This is a genomic window from Rhizobium sp. WYCCWR 11146 (assembly GCF_013591995.1).
In the GTDB taxonomy this organism is placed as follows: domain Bacteria; phylum Pseudomonadota; class Alphaproteobacteria; order Rhizobiales; family Rhizobiaceae; genus Rhizobium; species Rhizobium indicum.
Genome location: NZ_JACCEY010000019.1, coordinates 447078 through 465761, shown reverse-complemented (window position 1 = coordinate 465761; position 18684 = coordinate 447078). Strand labels below are relative to the sequence as shown.

At 61.4% G+C, this 18684-nt stretch carries 12 protein-coding genes; 6 read left to right on the top strand and 6 right to left on the bottom strand.

Translation table 11 applies throughout. The annotated features are described in order from the left end of the window. Positions 1 to 17: 17 nt before the first annotated feature. The 5 genes from HX899_RS15380 to hemA all read right to left on the bottom strand — a co-directional run bounded on the left by HX899_RS15380 (position 18) and on the right by hemA (position 5715). Positions 18 to 881, bottom strand: coding sequence for a carbohydrate ABC transporter permease (locus tag HX899_RS15380; protein WP_072640387.1), 864 nt, complete (start codon positions 879 to 881; stop codon positions 18 to 20). Next, a complete protein-coding gene (locus HX899_RS15375; protein ID WP_129421912.1) occupies positions 878 to 1795 on the bottom strand; it encodes a carbohydrate ABC transporter permease in 918 nt (305 codons plus the stop codon). The genes HX899_RS15380 and HX899_RS15375 overlap by 4 nt, the downstream gene beginning before the upstream one ends. Before the next feature lie 74 nt (positions 1796 to 1869). Continuing rightward, positions 1870 to 3108: a sugar ABC transporter substrate-binding protein gene (locus HX899_RS15370; RefSeq protein WP_138331731.1), complete on the bottom strand. Its 1239-nt coding sequence runs from the start codon at positions 3106 to 3108 to the stop codon at positions 1870 to 1872. A 54-nt stretch (positions 3109 to 3162) separates the two neighbouring features. Beyond that, complete coding sequence (locus tag HX899_RS15365; RefSeq protein WP_138332022.1) at positions 3163 to 4140, bottom strand: LacI family DNA-binding transcriptional regulator; 978 nt, start codon at positions 4138 to 4140, stop codon at positions 3163 to 3165. A 360-nt stretch (positions 4141 to 4500) separates the two neighbouring features. Next, complete coding sequence (hemA, locus tag HX899_RS15360; protein ID WP_138331732.1) at positions 4501 to 5715, bottom strand: 5-aminolevulinate synthase; 1215 nt, start codon at positions 5713 to 5715, stop codon at positions 4501 to 4503. A gap of 325 nt (positions 5716 to 6040) precedes the next feature. Here hemA and HX899_RS15355 point away from each other — a divergent pair, with 325 nt between their 5' ends. The 3 genes from HX899_RS15355 (at position 6041) to HX899_RS15345 (ending at position 14886) form a co-directional block, all read left to right on the top strand. After that, positions 6041 to 6298, top strand: a complete 258-nt coding sequence (locus tag HX899_RS15355; protein WP_012759223.1) for a YMGG-like glycine zipper-containing protein — start codon at positions 6041 to 6043, stop codon at positions 6296 to 6298. A 169-nt stretch (positions 6299 to 6467) separates the two neighbouring features. Beyond that, positions 6468 to 8396 carry an autotransporter assembly complex family protein gene (locus HX899_RS15350; protein WP_181292772.1) on the top strand — a complete coding sequence of 643 codons (1929 nt, stop codon included), beginning with the start codon at positions 6468 to 6470 and terminating at the stop codon, positions 8394 to 8396. Positions 8397 to 8463: 67 nt separating this feature from the next. Further along, positions 8464 to 14886: a translocation/assembly module TamB domain-containing protein gene (locus tag HX899_RS15345; RefSeq protein ID WP_181292771.1), complete on the top strand. Its 6423-nt coding sequence runs from the start codon at positions 8464 to 8466 to the stop codon at positions 14884 to 14886. Positions 14887 to 14946: 60 nt separating this feature from the next. On the opposite strand, the gene HX899_RS15340 is transcribed toward HX899_RS15345, so the two are convergent. After that, positions 14947 to 15384, bottom strand: coding sequence for an Lrp/AsnC family transcriptional regulator (locus HX899_RS15340; RefSeq protein WP_181292770.1), 438 nt, complete (start codon positions 15382 to 15384; stop codon positions 14947 to 14949). A gap of 123 nt (positions 15385 to 15507) precedes the next feature. On the opposite strand from HX899_RS15340, the gene rocF reads away from it, so the two are divergent. The 3 genes from rocF to HX899_RS15325 all read left to right on the top strand — a co-directional run bounded on the left by rocF (position 15508) and on the right by HX899_RS15325 (position 18475). Continuing rightward, positions 15508 to 16443 (top strand): arginase, encoded by a 936-nt coding sequence (gene rocF, locus HX899_RS15335; protein WP_138331734.1) that lies wholly within the window; start codon positions 15508 to 15510, stop codon positions 16441 to 16443. A 76-nt stretch (positions 16444 to 16519) separates the two neighbouring features. Beyond that, positions 16520 to 17719 (top strand): ornithine--oxo-acid transaminase, encoded by a 1200-nt coding sequence (gene rocD / locus HX899_RS15330; protein ID WP_181292769.1) that lies wholly within the window; start codon positions 16520 to 16522, stop codon positions 17717 to 17719. A 279-nt stretch (positions 17720 to 17998) separates the two neighbouring features. Further along, positions 17999 to 18475: a chemotaxis protein CheW gene (locus tag HX899_RS15325; RefSeq protein WP_003543427.1), complete on the top strand. Its 477-nt coding sequence runs from the start codon at positions 17999 to 18001 to the stop codon at positions 18473 to 18475. Positions 18476 to 18684: the final 209 nt, after the last annotated feature.

The window sequence follows — 18684 nt, the reverse complement described above, 5'->3', positions numbered from 1 at the left end:
GCTCTACCTTCTTGGGATCATTTCACGGCGCCGGCCATCAGCCCGCGCATGTAGTAGCGTTGCAGGAGCAGGAAGACGATCAGGCAAGGGATCGTCATGACGACGACACCGGCCTGCACCGCTCCCCAGTTGATGGCGCCGAGCCGCCCGGCGCGAACCGCCGTCATCAGCACCGGCAGGGTGTATTTCTCGTTGCTGGAGAGCAGCACGAGGGCGGCCAGAAACTCGTTCCAGGCATTGAGGAAGGCAAAGATCGCCACCGTCGCGACACCGGGAAGCACCAGCGGCAGCAGAACCCGGACCAAGAGCCTGAGGTCGCGTGCGCCGTCGATGCGCGCGGCCTCTTCGATCTCCTTCGGCACCGCATCGAAGGCGTTGCGCATCATGAACACCGAAAAGGGCAGTTGAAGCGTCACATAGACGAGCGTCAGCCCAAGCAGCGAATTGTTGAGGCCGAGCTTTGCCAGGATGATGAAGAGCGGCGTCAGGATCGATTGGAACGGGATCATCAGCGTCGCGATGATCAGCACGAAAAGCGCATTCTTCATCGGGAATCGGTACCGCGAGAAGCCGTAGCCGGCGAGCAGGCTGACGGCGACGGTGAGCACCACCGTGGCGACCGAAACGAACAGCGAATTGATCATGTGCCGCCAGATACCGGCGCCGAACGTATCGAGCAGTGCGTAGGAATCAATGCTGACGCCGGATGTCGGCCATGGCGGCAATGGCGGCAGGCTGGCCTCCGTGCCATGCCGAAAGGACGACAACAAGGTGATCACGAAGGGGGCGAGAAAGAAGATCGAGATAGCGATGCCGGTCAGGTGATAGGCCGACTTCGTCCGGATGGCCTTGCGCGCGCGGCGCTCCCTTGAAGTGGTCATGGACGCTCCTCCCCGACGCGAAGCAGCCAGAGCTGCACGATGCTGATCGCCATTAGGATGGCGAGAAGCACGATCGACAGCGCTGCGCCATAACCAAGATTGAACGACACGAACGACTGATTGAAGATGTAGTAGACCACCGAGATCATCTTGTTCTGCGGTCCGCCTGACGTCATGATGTAGAACTGATCGAAAGCGAGGATCGAACCGGTGACGGAGACGATCAGCGCCAGTGCGATCGTCTTGCGCATCAGCGGCAGCGTCAGATGCCGGAAACGCTGCCAGCGGCCGGCGCCGTCGATGCGGGCAGCCTCCGTCAGCTCGGACGGAATGGCCTGAAGCCCGGTCAAAAGAATGATCATGGTGAAGCCGGCGATCTTCCAGACGACCATCACCACGATCGTCAGAAAGGCGGTGTCGAAGGTCGCAAGAAGATTGGGGCTCTTTTCGACGAGGCCGAGCGCCTTCAAGGCCGGGCCGATGAAGCCGCTATCGACATTGGCGAGCCAGACCCACAGCAGCGAGGCTGTCGCAAGACCGACCACGACGGGCAGGAAGATGATCGTCCGGTAGGCGCCGACGAACTGCCGTTCCTTCTCGACGAAGATTGCCAGCGGAAACGCGATCGCGAAGATCGCGATGGTGACGATCACGGTATAATAGGCCGTGAAATTCAGTGCCGTCATAAAACGGGTATCGTTGGCCATGCGGAAATAATTGTTGAAGCCGATCCAGCGGGACGCCCCCATCAGCGGCCAGTTGTGCAGGCTCATCCATCCGGTGAAGAGAACCGGCATGATAAAGAAGACGATGACCAGCGCCATGGCCGGTGCGATGTAGACGAGGCCGCGCCAGTTCGATCGGCGCCGTCGCCTGCGTCGAGGCAATAGAATCTCTGAACCGGAACCGGTCATCAAACGCTCCGCATCTGTCGAGTGGGATTGGCCGGGAAGCTGCCACCGCTCCCCGGCCGCGGCCGGGGGAGAGTTTACTGGCCGCTATCGATGATCGATTGCATTTCCGATTGCGCACTCGAAAACGCGCCGTCGACGTCCTCGCCGAAGATCGCGGCGTTGGTGAAGCTTGCCCATGGCCCGTTGGCGCTGTTGATCAGATCGTTGAACTGCAGCGTATAGGGGGTCTTGGCCACACCGATCGCCTTCAGGCCGACCTGCATGCGCGGATCGAGGCCCTCAAGCACCTTGTCGGCGATATCGCCACGCGTCGGCAGGCTGCCATACTTCGCCATGATCTTCTGGCCGTCCATCGAATATACATATTCGATGAACTCCTTCACCGCGTCGATCTTCTTCGTGCCCTTGGTGATGACGAAGTTGTCGCCGCCGGCAAAGGACGAAGGCTTCCCGTCGACGCCAGGAATGAGCGTTACGCCGAAGTTGATATCGGGATGCTCGGTCACCAGCGTGCCGATGGCAAAGGCGCCAAGGCTCTGCTGGCCGATCTTGCCGTTGGTGAAGGTCAGGAAGTTGGCGCCGTTGTCGCTGGCGGCTCCTGCCGGCACGAGGTCCTTCTTGATCATGTTGCGGTAGATATCGACGGCCTTGCGCATCTGCGGCGTATCGAGCGTCGCCGTCTTGCTGTCGGCCGACAGGATATCGGCGCCCGCACCCCAGACCAACGGCGTGAAGGTGAAGATCATGCAGCCGCCGCAGCCGCCGCCGGAGAAATAGAAGCCGTAGGTATCGTCACCCAGCGCCCGGATCTTCTCGGCATTGGCGGTGATTTCGTCCCAATTTACAGGTGCCTTTTCCGGGTCGAGACCTGCCTTCTTGTAGAGATCCTTGTTCCAGGCAAAGACGGAGGTCTCGACCGAAAGCGGCAGGCCGTAAATCCGGTCCTGATAGGTGCCGAGGCGAACATGCGATGGCGAAAGCGAGTTGAAATAGGGCAGGGATTTTGCCCAGTCCGTCAGGTCTTCCAGCTGGCCGGCCGCAGCAAAGGCCGGATTATAGATCAGATCCATCGACAGGGCGTCCGGCGCCTGTCCGCCGGCGATCGCCGTCGCATATTTCTGCACGAGTTCGGAGAACGGCACCTCGGTCATCACGACCTTGTTCTCGTGACCGGAATTATAGGCTTCGACGACCTTCTTGAAGGCGTCGCCGATCCCCGTACGAACCCACATTTCGACATTCTCGGCAGCTGACGCGGCCGAAAACAGGCACAAGGTAGCGATGCTGGTCGCCGCCAATAGACGCTTGATCATGACACTCCTCCCGATATGGCGCATCTCCTCGCGCCTTTGCTCATTCTCTTGTTCTCATTCCTTCGGGGCTGTACCCCCGCATGACTGCCGGACGATCAGCCGGCACGGCAATTTCCTCACTCCCGGCTCGACAGGCCGTCCTTCCGCAAGCGCGAGCACCGTCAATCCGGCTTGCCGCCCGAGCTCCTTCAGTTCCATGTCCACCGTCGTCAGCGGCGGCCGCGTCTGGGCCGCGACAATCTCCCAATTGTCGAAGCCGATGACCGAGACGTCCTGCGGCACCTTGACGCCGCGCTCGCGCAACGCATCCACCGCGCCGCGGGCGATCTGGTCATTGCCGCAGAAGAGAGCATCCGGTTTTTCTCCCGACCTCTTCCAAAGCTGTTCGACCGCATCATGCCCCCAGCTTTCCGACCAGACGCCGTAGAGCACCGGCTCACGGTGACCTGCCACCTCGTGATAGGCGCCGGCACGTTCCCGCACTGAGAAGAAGTCCTCCGGCCCGGTGATGTGCGCAATCCGCCGCCGTCCGATCTTCACGAGCCATTCCACCGCCAGCCGCGCACCCTGTTCGTCGTCCGAACGGAAGGTGACACTGTTCTGCGTCCCCTCCGTGAATGCGTAGACGACAGGCACATGCAAATTCGAAAGATCGACAGGCAGGCGCCGATCCAGGCGTTTTCCCGTCGCAATGATGCCGTCGACCTGTTTGTCCAGCATCGCATCGACATGGATCTGGGCGAGCGCCGGATCGTCTTCGATGGCGCACAGGAAGACCGAAACGCCGTGATCGACGAGAGCATCCGAGATACCCGCCATGACAGGCAGCGTGAAACGGCCGTAAGTATCGTTCGTCAGCAGCCCGATGGTGAAGCTGCGCTTGCTGAGAAGACCTCTCGCCAGAGCATTCGGCCGGTATCCGATCTCGGCGGCGATCCGTTTCACCCGTTCGCGCGTTTCCGACCCCATCCGGCCGGTATCGTTGAGAGCTTTCGACGCCGTCGAGATGCTGACCGCGGCAGCCGCCGCCACCTCGTGGATGGTGATCCTGCCTCTTTTTCCTCCCGATATGTTCAGAACGTCCTCCTTCTGAAGTGATCTGAGAAAAGCTTTTACCAATCCTTATGTCAAGTGAGAAAAGGTTTTCTCACGCCACACCAAAGCTCGGATCGGCAACACAGTTGCGGCAAGAGGCAAGCACAGGGAAAGATCGATGCGCATCGGTCAGGCCGATTGCGATGTGTCATCGGTGTTAAGACCAAGCGCAGAGCGGACGATCTTGGACGGGCAAGGGAGGTTTGTTCCAGCGTCTTGCGGGAGCAAGACCGATCGCTATCAGAGCCTCCGGTGGAGGCCCTGAATTACGGTTCGAACCGAGCGATCATCGAAAAATCAGGCGACGTGCCTTGCGAGTGCGCAGCGCGACCAGAGCGAATGCAGCGCCTCAACCAGATGGGCGATATCGGCGTCGGAATGCAGCGGCGTCGGCGTAATGCGCAGGCGCTCGGTCTTCTTCGGCACGGTCGGATAGTTGATCGGCTGGACGTAGACGCCGCAATTGTCGAGCAGCAGATCGGAGATCCACTTGCACTTGGCCGCATCGCCGACCAGCACCGGCACGATATGGCTCGGATTGGGCATATGCGGAATGCCGCGCTGGTCGAGCAGCGCTCTCAGCTTGCGGACACGATCTTGATGGCGGGCGCGCTCGAACTGGCTGACCTTCAGGTGCTGGATCGAGGCGACGGCGCCGGCGGCAAGTGCCGGCGGCAGCGCCGTGGTGAAGATGAAGCCGGAGGCAAACGAGCGAATGAAATCGCAAAGCGCCGTCGAAGCGGCGATATAGCCGCCCATCACCCCGAAAGCCTTGCCGAGCGTGCCCTCGATGACGGTCAACCGGTCCATCAGCCCCTCGCGTTCGGCAATGCCGCCGCCACGCGGGCCGTACATGCCGACGGCATGCACTTCGTCGAGATAGGTCATCGCGCCATATTTGTCGGCGAGATCGCAGATCTCCTTGATCGGGGCGATATCGCCATCCATCGAATAGACGCTCTCGAAGGCGATCAGCTTCGGCGCCCTCGGATCGGCGGCAGCGAGCTTGGCCTCGAGATCGGCCACGTCATTGTGCTTCCAGATCACCTTGTCGCACTTGGCGTGGCGAATACCCTCGATCATCGAGGCATGGTTCATAGCGTCGGAGAAGATTATGAGCCCGGGAATCTTCGCACCGAGCGTGCCGAGTGCCGCCCAGTTGGAAACATAGCCTGATGTGAAGATCAGGGCCGCTTCCTTGCCGTGCAGATCGGCAAGCTCACGTTCGAGCACGACGTGGTGATGGTTGGTGCCAGAGATATTCCGGGTGCCTCCCGCACCCGCGCCACAGTGGTCGATGGCGTTCTTCATCGCCTCGATCACCTTGGGATGCTGGCCCATGCCGAGATAGTCGTTGGAGCACCAGACGGTAACTTCTTTTGCGCCATCGGCCGTATGGCGCGTCGCGCGCGGAAAATTGCCGCGGTGACGTTCGAGATCGGCAAAAACGCGGTAACGGCCCTCGATGTGAAGCCCGTCCAGCTCGCTTTTAAAATACGCTTCGAAATCCATCATATGCTCCAGTATCACGCGACCGTTCTTGCTGACCGGACGTTCGCGCGTCAACCCTTGCCCTTTGCTTTAACATCAACTGCGGCAAAAGGCGCAGAGTTTTGAATGATTCCAGATAAAGAATATGCGAGCCGCGATCAACGAAATTGATGTGGCAAGCATAATGGAAATTCGCGAAACCGTGCAGCTGGCGACAACATCCTGTATCGAAAAAAATCAGGACAGCAGTGGACAACCCTTTCTTCCGACATAGTTTTCGGTCTAGCCTGACAAAAAATAAAAGGGACGGCCTTTGCCCGCTGGGCAACAACCTCGGAGAGAAAAGATGAAGAAAGTTGTCATACTCGCATTGATCGGCTTGTCGATCGCAAGCTGCACGCCGACGCAGCAAGGCGCCGGCATCGGCGCTGCATCAGGCGCCGTCATCGGCGGCGTAGTCACCGGCAACGTCCGTGGCGCGGCAGTCGGCGCCGCTATCGGCGGCGTGTCCGGCGCCCTCATCGGCAGCGTCGCCGAACAGCCCGGCCAGTGCTACTATCGCGACCGCTACGGCCGCCGCTATATCGATAGTTGCCCGCGCTGAGAGCGCACTGAAATCGGCAAATTCAAGAAATCCCGGACACAGGTCCGGGATTTTTTGTGCTAAATTAGCGCGTTGGCAATTTAAAATGGTACACCTCGCGCGATTTTGCCGCTAAGCTGTTCATGGCTGGGCAACGAAGCTTCAATGTAGACACAACCAAAAGCGGCGGATGCGGATCAGAGGGACAGGCCCGAAAACAGGTACTGCGTATCGGCGAACAGGCACCATGATGGTGGTCGCAGCGGCGGCTGCGTTCTCACCGGTGCTGATCGGCGACGCTTACGCCTTCAAGCTTTTCGGCATCACCATTTTCGGCAAAGAGGAAGACGAAGGCGAACAGGTGCCCGATCCGGTGCGCTACCAGGTCGACCTCAAAGCCGATACCGCCGATCCGGACCTGAAAGAAGCGCTGGAAAACAGTTCCCGTCTCGTCAGCGACCAGAAGCTGCCGGTTTCCGGCGATCTCGGCGTCGTCGTCAAGGCGCGCGACGACCGGGAGCGGCTGATCGCCACTCTGTATGAAAAGGCCCGTTATGGCGGCCTGGTGACGATCACCATCGACGGCAAGAATATCGACGACCTGCCGCCCAATCCGACATTCGACCGGTCCGGGCCGATCCCCGTCACCGTCGCCATTGCTCCCGGCCCCGTTTTCAAGGTCAGGGAGGTCCAGTTCGGCGGCGATGCCGCAAACCATAATCCCGCCGATTACGATCTCGCCCCGGGCGCGCAGGCCGGCTCGCTCGCGATCATCAGGGCCGGCGACAAGATCGTCGAACAATTGAAGAGCGAAGGCCGGCCCTTCGCCAAGTTGACCGAACGCAAGGTGGTCGCCGATCACAACAGCGATACCGTCGATATCGTCCTTGCTGCCGAGGGCGGCCCCATCGCTCCGGTCGGCGATGTCGGCGTCACCGGCGAGAAGACCGTCAAGCCAGCTTTCATCCAGCGTTATTCCCGGCTGAACAAGGGCGAAGCCTATTCCTTGGAAACGTTGAAGAAAGCCGGCGAGCGGCTTCGCGCCCTCGGCGTCTTTTCGAGCGTCACCATTCACCAAGGAGATGCGCTGGCATCGGACGGCACCTTGCCGATGACGATCGAAGTTTCAGAGGGCAAGAGGCGCTACTTCGGCGTCGGCGCGCAATATTCCACCACCGACGGCTTCGGTGTTCAGGGCTATTGGGGCCACCGCAACCTTTTTGGCGAAGCCGAAACGCTGAGGATCGAGGGAGCGGTCTCGCGGCTTGGCGAAACGACCGATGTCGGCAGCCTCGACTATTCCGCCGGCATCCTGTTCACCAAGCCCGGCGCCTTCTTTCCCGCCGCCACGCTGAAGGCCGGCATCGTCGCCAAGACCGAAAATCCGGATGCCTATAACGCCACGCTCGTCACCGCCTCGCTCGGCCTTTCCTACGAACTGACCGACCAGGACACCGTCTCGGCGAGCGGCGAGGTCAGCTGGGAGCGCGACGACGACGCCTTCGGCACGAACGACTATCTGACCTTCACCTTGCCGATCCAATATGATCGCGACGCACGTGACGACAAATTCAACCCGACGGAGGGTTATCGCGCGACGCTCTCGGCTAAGCCCGGCTACGAGATCTTCAACGCCACGCCCTATGCGGCATTCGAGGGCTCGATCTCCGGCTACTTGCCGTTCGGACAGGAAGACGGCGTGGTGCTTGCCGGCAAGGTTGCCGCCGGCGTCCTGATCGGCGGCGACAGCATTGGGGACATTCCCGCCACGCAGCGCTTCTTTGCCGGCGGCGGCGGCTCCGTGCGCGGATACAGCTATCAGGAAATCTCGCCCTATAACGACGATGGCGATCCCACCGGCGGCCGTTCCTATGTGACCGGTTCGCTGGAGGCCCGCATCAAGATCACCGATACGATCGGCATCGTGCCTTTCATCGATGTCGGCACCGTATCGGACAGCACCTTTCCGGGTTTTTCCGATATTCGCGCCGGTGCCGGCGCCGGAATACGATATGCAACGCCTTTCGGCCCGCTGCGGCTTGATTTTGCCATGCCGCTGAACAAGTACGAAGATGGCACAGATTACGGAATCTACGCCGGCATCGGCCAATCTTTCTAGGATTGCCGGTTCCGCTCGTGTTTTCCGATCTGTGGGCCGTCATGAAAACGGGGTAGTGTCCGCGCCGATGCAAACGCTGACAAAAATCGTCAACTGGGTCGTACGGCTCACCGGCTATGTCGTCGGCGCCACGTTGATTCTCGCGGTCGTAGCACTGGCGATCTTCGGCTTCACCAGTTTTGGTGCCCGCATCGTCACCGAAAAGATAGCCTCCACGCTGTCCAATCGCGACATGACGATCGAGGTTCGCGAACCGCAAGGCCTTTTGACCGGCGGGCTTCGCGCCGCCGAGATCTCCATCTCCGACACCAGGGGCGTCTTTGCGGAAATTCATGGCGTCGCGATCGACTGGAATCCGCTTGCGCTGCTGACCGGAACCTTCCATGCCAAACGCTTCGAGATCGAAGCGATCAACGTGCTGCGCAAGCCGGTGCGCACCCTGCCCTCGCGGCCGAAGGCTGAAAATTCTGGCGGATTCAGCCTTCCGATCAAGGTCGATATAGACCGCATCGCGCTGCCCGATATCAAACTTGCCGCACCCGTTGCCGGCCGCGCCTTTGCGCTCGCCGCCGAAGGCAGCCTTTCGGCGAACGGCGATGGCGGCGAGGCCGTCGTCAATGTCAGCCGTCACGCGGTTCCGGATGCGCGGCTTGCCGCCGACATCGCTTTTGCGCCAGCCGAAAACCGGCTGCGGCTGAAGGCGCAGCTGTCCGAGCCGAAGGGCGGGCTGCTGGCAGGCTTTCTCGGTCTGCCGGACAGCCCGGCCGTCAACATCGATCTCGATGGCCAGGGGCCGATATCCGATTGGAAAGGCAAATTGCAGGCTGCCCTCGACGGGCAGCAGCGTGCCGCAATCGAAGCGCGGCACCAGATTACGGAAGACGGGCTGCACCACCTCGACCTCAAGGGCGGCGGTGACCTGAGCTCGCTGCTTCCATCGGCATTCCGGCCGCTTTTTGCCGGCCAGACCAATATCGATCTTGCCACCACCTTCGATAATCACGGCAAGATCGATATCCAGACCGGCAATATCGCCACCGGCAGCGTTGTGATCGCCGCCTCGGGCACCCTCGATCCTGCCGGCAACAACAGCCTGAACGCCAATCTGCTCGGCACGTCGGGGCCTGTCGATTTCCGCTGGCCGCTCGCCGAAGGCGAAGCCCGCTTCCTGATATCAGGCCTCAACCTGGCACTAACAGGCGATGCGCAGACCGCCCGACTGAACGTCAGCGGCTCGCTCGACACCGCAACCCTGCCGCAGGCCAATATCGGCAACATCAAACTGACGGCAAAGAGCGACGCCTTCAATCTCGCCGCCCGTTCCGGCAGCGTCCAGCTGCGCCTTGTTGCCGGCGACGCGACCTTTGCCGAGCCAAACCTCAATCGTGCGGTCCAAGGCCCGATCACCATCGCCTCGCCGCTGCAGATCTCGCCCTCCGGTATCGGCTTCAACGGCACCACCGTCGAAAGCGCCAATATCAACGGCAGCCTCAACGGCTCCTATCGGCTGACGGACCAAGCGCTGACCGGCAACCTCAAGCTCATGATCAATCCGGCAGCCCTGCCGGCTGCGGCAACAGGCAAGTTCGACGGGCCGATCTCGCTCGAGAGCCAGGTGGTCGGCACCATCCCGTCGAAATTCGCGCTGTCCAACCTCGTCCTGAAGTCCGGCACGCTCGAAGCCGCCGGCAACGTCGCGCTCGACGGCGGGATCTTGAACGCCGATCTCTCCGGCCGGTTGCCTGACATCGGCAAGCTCATCCCCGGCGCCAGCGGCGGGGCGGGTTATGCGTTGAGAGTGGGAGGTGAGCTCCCGGCAATCTCCGTCACGGCCAATCTCAAGGCGCCCAGCCTTAAAATGGCCGACCGCGTGCTCGGCAACCTCAATATCGACCTGTCGGGTCTCGCCGATCCCAAGGCGCCGCAGGGCAAGATCGCCGCCACCGGCACAATCGATGGCCAACCGATCGGCATCAACGGCAACATCACCTCGCAGGACGGCAAGATAAGCATTCCGGCTCTGACCGCCGATATCGGCGGCAACCGACTGACCGGCAATGCGGACTTCTCGCCGACCCTGGAGCCAACAGCCGCACTGACCTTCGATTTCCCCAATGTCGGCCTGCTCGCCGCACTCGGCGGACAGAAGGCCGAAGGCGATCTCAAGGGTTCGCTCGGCGTCAGCAGCGACGGCGGCAAGATTGCGCTCAAGCTGCTTGCAACCGGCGGCTCGATCCGCCGTGATACTCTTGCGATCGTCAAGCCGGATATCGATGTCACGGTCAGCGATCTCAAAGCCCTCGCGGCAAACGGCACGGTCAAGGCCGAGGAGGTGAGCGCCGGAACGAACAGGCTCGCCGGCCTTTCGCTCGATTTTACCAAGCAGCAAGACCATACCGATTTCGATCTCGATGCTGCCTATGACGGCAATCCCGTACTGGCCGCCGGCAATATCGAAGCGGCCGGCGGCACGATGCACCTGAACCTCGATCGCTTCTCGGCAAGCCCCCGCAATATCCCGATCGAGCTTGCCGCACCGACGCAGGTCTCAATCGGCGGCGGTGCCGCCAGCCTGAACGGACTGACGCTGAAGACCGGCGCCGGTTCGGTGACCGTCACCGGTTCCGCCGGCGAAACGCTGAAGCTTGATGCAGATATCCGCGAGCTGCCGGCAGCGCTCGCCAACAGTTTCGTGCCGAACCTGTCAGCCGGCGGCACGATCTCCGGAACCATTGCCGTGACCGGAACGCCGGCAGCACCGGTCGCTGACTTCAAGCTCGACTGGAAAGATGCGACGACGGGCCAGACGAAGGGGGCGGGTCTGGCACCGCTCGGCATCACCGCCGGCGGCAAATTCGCCGACAATAAGCTCGATTTCGACACGACGGTCGGCAGCAATGACGGCCTGTCGCTCAAGGCTGCCGGCAATGTCACGCTCGCCGACCCGAAGGCGCCGGTGCTCGATGTCGACGCCGATATCCTCAATCTGCCTGCCCGCATCGCCAATGGTTTCGTTCCCGATCTCGCCGCCGAAGGCACGATTACGGGAAAACTGGCGGCCTCCGGCTCCCTCGCTAATCCCACCGCCAATTTCGATCTCGATTGGAAAAGTGCTGCGACGAGCCAGACGAAGCGTGCCGGCCTTGCCGAGCTCGCCGTCAAGACATCCGGAAAATTCGCCGACAACCAGCTCGATTTCGACACCGTGATCGGCGGTGCCAACAGCCTCTCGCTGAAGGCAAACGGCAATGTCGCCATCACGGGCACGACAATCGGCAACGTCACGGTCGACGCCGCACTGGCGAATGTTCCGGCAAATATCGCAAACAGCTTCGTCCCCGATCTCGCCGCCGAAGGCGCGGTCTCAGGAAAGATCACGGCCAGCGGGTCGCTTTCCGCCCCGAGTGCCGATTTCGATCTCAATTGGAAAGACGCTGCGACGAGCCACACGAAACGTGCCGGCCTCGCCGCGCTCGGCGTGACCGCATCGGGAAAATTTGCCGACAACAAGCTTGATTTCAATGCGGCAGTCAGCGGCGATAAAGACCTCTCACTGAAGGCCATGGGCAATGTCGCATTGGCCGGTACGGCGATCGACAGCATCAAAGTCGATGCAGCGCTGGCAAATGTCCCGGCGAATATCGCAAACAGCTTCGTCGCCGATCTCGCCGCCGCAGGCGCGATCTCAGGAAAGATCTCGGCCAGCGGATCGCTTTCCGCCCCGAGTGCCGATTTCGACCTCAATTGGAAAGACGCTGCGACGAGTCACACGAAACGTGCCGGCCTCGCCGCGCTCGGCGTGACCGCATCGGGAAAACTTGCCGACAACAAGCTTGATTTCGATGTTGCAGTCAGCGGCGACAAAGACCTCTCGCTGAAGGCCATGGGCAATGTCGCACTCGCCGGTACGGCGATCGACAGCATCAAGGTCGATGCCGAGATCGCCAAGCTTCCCGCCAGTCTCGCAAATGCCTTCGTTCCCGATCTGGCGGCCGGCGGCACGGTATCAGGCACTCTGTCCGCCGCCGGGACACCCGCCGCACCGAAAGCCGATTTCAAGCTCGACTGGATGGATGCTGCGACCAGCCATACCCGAAGCGCTCATCTCTCGGGCCTCGCACTTGCCGCATCGGGACGCTTCGCCGACAACCGGCTCGATTTCGATGCCAATCTCGCCGGCAAGGACGGCCTCTCGCTGAAGGCCGCCGGCAACGTCGCGATTTCAGGCACGTCGGTCCGCGATCTTGACGTCAAGGCCGATCTCGCCAACCTTCCGGCAGGCCTCGCCAACGGCTTCGTCCCGGGTCTTGCCGCCGAAGGCACTGTCTCGGGAACGGCATCCGCTTCCGGCGCGCTTCCGAAGCCGGCGGTCGATTTCAAGCTCGACTGGAAGAACGCCGCGACCGCCCAGACCAAGAGCAGCGGCCTTTCGGGCCTGAGTGCTGCAGCCTCCGGCAAATTCGCCAACGACAGGGTCGATTTCGACGCCAATCTCGCCGGTAAGGACGGTGTGTTGGCCAAGGCGACGGGCGGCGTGACGATCGCGGGAACGGCCATCCGGGACCTTTCGATCAATGCCGATATTCCGGCGCTGCCGGCAAATATCGCAAACGCCTTCGTTCCAGGACTCGGTGCCGAAGGCACGCTTTCGGCAAGCGCCGTGACGTCGGGAACGCCGGCAAATCCGATCGTCGATTTCAAGCTCGACTGGAAGGATGCCGCTACCAGCCACACCAAGGCTGCCGGCCTATCTCGCCTTGCGCTGGCGGCGACGGGAAAATACACCGGTGACAGGCTGGATTTCGATGCCGCCCTCAACGGCGGCGGCGGCATCGCGCTGAAAGCTGCCGGCAATCTTGCCATCGCCGGCACGTCGATCCGGTCGCTCGATGTCACGGCGAATACCAACAATCTTCCGGCCGGCATTGCCAACGGCTTCGTTCCCGGCCTTGCAGCCGAGGGCGCGGTCTCTGCGACCGTAAAAGCCACCGGCGCGCTATCGGCGCCCTCCGTCGACTTCAAGGTCGACTGGAAGAACGCAGCGACGAGCCAGACAAAAGGTGCCGGCCTTTCGCCGTTCAGCATCGGCGCATCAGGCAAACTTGCCGGAAACAAGCTGACGGTCGATACCAGTCTTGCCGGTGACGCCGGCATGTCGCTGAAGGGCGGCGGCAGCGTCGTCATCACAGGCAATCGCGCCATGGACATGCGCTTCACAGGCAATCTTCCTTTCGCCGTGCTCGGCGCCCCGCTTGCGCAACAGGGCCTCGTCGCGGACGGCGTCGCCACCGTCAACCTGCAGATTGGCGGAACGGCCGCAGCACCCGTCATCAACGGCACTGTCTCGACCAATGGCGCAAAGCTCGTCGACGTTCGGCGCAATATGGCCGTCAACAATCTGACGGCGACCGTGACCTTCAATGGCAGCCAGGCCGTGATATCGCGCCTCACCGGCAACCTTGGCGGCGGCGGTACGATTTCGGCCAGCGGCACCATCGGCATCCAGCCGGCCGGAGGTTTTCCCGCTGACATTTCGATCAAGCTCGACAAGGCGGTCTATGTCGATGGAACCCTTGTCGTCTCGACAGTCAATGGCACGGTCGGCCTGCGCGGGCCGATCACCAATGCGACGCTAAGCGGCAAGCTTCGACTGGACAAGACCTCGATCACGGTCCCGGAAAAATTGCCCACCTCGCTGAGAGAAATCGACATCCGCCACAAGAATGCGCCGCGGGCTGTACTTGCGCAGTTGCGGGATGACGGCGAGCAGAAACCCGGAGAGAAATCCTCCGTGATCACGCTGGATCTCGAAATCGACGCGCCCTCGCATATCTTCGTGCGCGGCCGCGGCATCGATGCCGAGCTTGGCGGTCTGGTGACGATCCGCGGAACGGCGGCTGCACCCATCGTGACCGGCGGTTTCACCATGCGCCGCGGCCGCATGACCATTCTCAACCGCCGGCTGGATTTTTCCGACAAGAGCAGGATCACCTTCGCCGGCGACCTGACGCCGGCGCTCGATATGGAAGCGACCTCGGCCTCAGGCTCGACGACGCTGACCGTCGACGTCGCCGGCCTCGCTACCGACCCCGCGATCACCTTCTCCTCCTCGCCCGAACTGCCGCAGGACGAGGTGCTGGCGCAGCTGATCTTCGGCCAGTCGATGTCGAAGCTCTCGCCGGTGCAGATCGCTCAGCTCGCCGACGCGGTCAGTCAGCTGGCCGGCAACCGCTCGACGTCGCTTTTCGAAGGCCTGCGCAACCAGCTCGGCGTCGACGATTTCGACGTCAGCACCGATTCCAAGGGCCAGACGAGCGTCAGCGTCGGCCGCTACCTCAACGACCGCACCTATTTCGAGTTGCAGCAGGGCGGTTCGGCTGGCGCCAAGGCGGTGATCAACCTCGATGTCGGCCGCGGCGTCAAGCTGCGCGGGGGGGCCGGTGGCAACGGTGAGGGCGAAGCCGGGATTGTCTACGAACGGGAATATTGATGCCTCTCGCAAGAAGCTGTGCAGCAGTTTGAGGACAGCATGCACGAGCTTTAAGCCGGCTTAGAAACCGGTTTTGCTGGTCTTCAGAAGGATGTTGGTCTCGGTCGAATTGATGCCGTTGATTAGCCGGATGCGGCGCAGCGTCTCGTCGAAGGCGGCAAGGTCGCGATCCTCGAGTTCGGCGACGAAATCCCATTTGCCGTTGGTGCTGTGAAGCGCGCGCACCTGCGGCAGGCCCCTTAACTGATCGGCCACCCTGTCGGCGAGCTTGCCGAGCACCTCGATCATGACGATGGCGCGCACGCCGGCGGAGCGCGTCTCATGGCCGGGGCGGATGGTGAAGCCGACGATGGTGCCGCTGGCCACCAGCCGGTCGATACGGGTGGCAACCGTTGCCCGCGATGCGCCGGTCATCGCCGCAAGCGAGGAGACGGAAATCCGGGCGTTATGGCGAAGTGCACTCAGAAGTTCGGTGTCGAGATCATCCACGCTGATCACTTTGTCAAAATGGGTTTATCAATCTGCGCAATCATAGTCCATTTCTGACACTTTTCCATCTTTTTGCCGCCAGCCCTTTGTCCCACTATCGGCCGAAACAGGCCTCAACACGGAGCCCTCCACATGAATGCGCAATCGCGATCTGTCACCCTCATCGGCGCGCCGCTGGAAGAAGGCTCCGGCCGCAGAGGGGCTGCCATGGGCCCCGCGGCCCTGCGCATAGCCGGCGTCGACCAGACGCTGATCGAGCTTGGCCATGACGTCGCCGATATCGGCGATCTCAGGATCGTGCCGGCGATGGATCTGCCGAACCATCCAAAAGCCCACAATCTGAGGATCGTCGGCGCCTTCACGCGCGCCCTCGAAAGCAGCGTCCACGACGTGGCCGCCTCCGGCCGTTTCCCGCTGATTCTTGGCGGCGACCACAGCCTTTCCATGGGCAGCGTCTCCGGAATGGCCCGCTATGCCGCCAGCAAAGGCCGCCCGCTCTTCGTGCTCTGGCTCGATGCCCATGCCGATTTCAATTCTCCGGCGACGTCGCCCTCCGGCAATATTCATGGCATGCCGGTCGCCTTCTTCTGCGGCGAGGCGGAGTTCGCCGAGATCCTGCCGAACGACCGTCCGTTCGTCGATCCGAAGAATGTCTTCCAGGTCGGCATCCGTTCGGTCGATGCGCGCGAGCGCGAGGAAATCCACGAACACGGCGTCAATGTCTTCGACATGCGCGCGATCGACGAGCAGGGCATCGGCGCCATCATGCGTGAGATCCTCGATGTCGTCACCAAGGCGAACGGCCTGCTGCATGTCAGCCTCGACCTCGATTTCCTCGATCCCGAGATTGCCCCCGGCGTCGGCACGACGGTGCCTGGCGGTGCGACCTTTCGCGAGGCGCATCTGGTCATGGAAATGCTTTCGGACAGCGGCCTCGTCTCGTCGCTCGATCTCGTCGAGCTCAATCCGTTTCTCGACGATCGCGGCAAGAGCGCCCGCATCCTGGTCGAGCTGACGGCAAGCCTGTTTGGCCGCCGTATCTTCGATCGTCCGACACGCGCCGCGTAAGAGCATGTCGAGCAAAAGTGTGCAGCGGTTTTGCGACAACGACATGCGTTGAAATAAGATTAGTGGGAGAACGGCCATGAACACTTCGGAAAAACTGATCGCCACGGAACAACGGCTCGGCGCCCATAACTACAAGCCGCTCGACGTGGTGCTGACGCGCGGCGAAGGTGTTTATGTCTGGGATACCGACGGCAACCGTTATCTCGATTGCCTCTCGGCCTATTCCGCCGTCAACCAGGGCCATTGTCATCCGAAGATCCTCGCCGCCATGGTCGAGCAGGCGGGCAGGCTGACACTCACCTCCCGCGCCTTCCGCAATGATCAGCTCGCCTATCTCTACGAAGAGCTCGCGGCTCTCACTGGATCACACAAGATCCTGCCGATGAATTCCGGCGCCGAAGCGGTGGAGACCGCCATCAAGGCGGTGCGCAAATGGGGATACGAGGTCAAGGGCGTGCCGGAGGGCAAGGCGGAGATCATCGTCTGCGCCGATAATTTCCATGGCCGGACGCTGAGCATCATCAGCTTTTCGACAGATCCCGACGCCCGCAGCGGTTTCGGCCCCTATACGTCAGGTTTCCGCATCATTCCCTTCGGCGATGCCGAGGCTTTCGCCGCCGCAATCAACGGCAATACCGTGGCCGCCCTGATCGAGCCGATCCAGGGCGAAGCCGGCGTGATCATCCCGCCGGCGGGCTATTTCACCCGCATCCGCGAGCTTTGCACGGCAAACAACGTCACCCTCATCCTCGACGAGATCCAGACCGGCCTCGGCCGTACCGGCAAGCTGCTGGCCGAGGAGCACGAAGGCATCGAGGCCGACGTGACGCTGATCGGCAAGGCGCTGTCCGGCGGCTTCTATCCGGTGTCGGCCGTGCTTTCGAATTCCGAGGTTCTGGGCGTGCTGAAGCCTGGCCAGCACGGCTCGACCTTCGGCGGCAATCCACTCGCCTGCGCAGTGGCGCGCGCAGCACTCAAGGTGCTGACGGAAGAGGGCATGATCGAGAACGCCGCAGTTATGGGCGACTACTTCCTCGAAGGCTTGAGGTCGATCCGCTCGAACATCGTCAGGGACGTGCGCGGCCGCGGCCTGATGATGGCCATCGAGCTGGAACCCGAAGCCGGCGGCGCACGGCAATATTGCCATGCGCTGAAGGAGCGCGGCCTGCTCGCCAAGGATACCCACGACCATACGATCCGCCTCGCTCCGCCATTGGTCATAACAAGGGAGCAGGTGGATTGGGCGGTCTCGCAGATCGAAAAGACGATCAGCTAAGTAAATCGGCGAAAATTCTTCTCACGATCTCGACTACAGCACTTTGAATGCGAAGGAGATCGGCAGCAAAACCGCCTGGCTTTCATCCAAGGTTAAAAACCTTCGCAATCCCGCCTGCCAATTTAGATTTGGGCAACACTCTTTCGCTAAAGTCATCGATAACCATAACGATGCTTCGCCGAGCGCAAAGCCATCGCGTGGTATGAAGGCAAAGCTTGTCCGCGCCAATGGTGGCGCATCCGCTTCTGCCCTGGCTTACGATAGTTGGGAAGAATTCTAATGGCCACGATCAATTCGACTAACTTCAGCGGCGATACGCTCGAAATTATTGCCTTCCGCCTGCATGATCAGGAATTCTGCGTCAAGACCACGACCATCCGCGAAATCCGCGGCTGGGCGCCGTCGACGCCGATCCCGCATGCACCGGCCGATGTCATCGGTGTCATGAACCTGCGCGGCTCGGTGATCCCGATCATCGATCTTGCTTTCAAGCTCGGCATGAAGAGCACGGTCGCCAATGAGCGCAGCGCCATCGTCGTCGCCGAAGTTCACAGCATGGTCATCGGCATGCTGGTCGACCGCGTCTCGGACATTCTCACCATCTCGTCCAGCCAGGTCCAGCCGGTGCCCGAGGTAACCGCCTCCTTCGACCGGGCCTATTGCGAAGGCATCATCGCCTCGGAGAATGGCATGATCTGCTTCCTGAACCTCGCCAAGATGTTCAAGGAAAACGAGACGGATGAACTGGCCGCCTGATCTTTGAAAAACCACTAATTTATTGAAAACCGCCCTCTCGGGCGGTTTTTTATTGCGCGAGACACACGGTTAAGCTGCGACTTTCATCCTGACATCATAAAATTAGCAACAGCTTTTATACGCAATATTAACCATGCCCCGTCAGCATGGTTGTGTAGCGTTCGGATGACACGTTTGCGGCACTTTGGGATTACGAACCGGCCAACGGT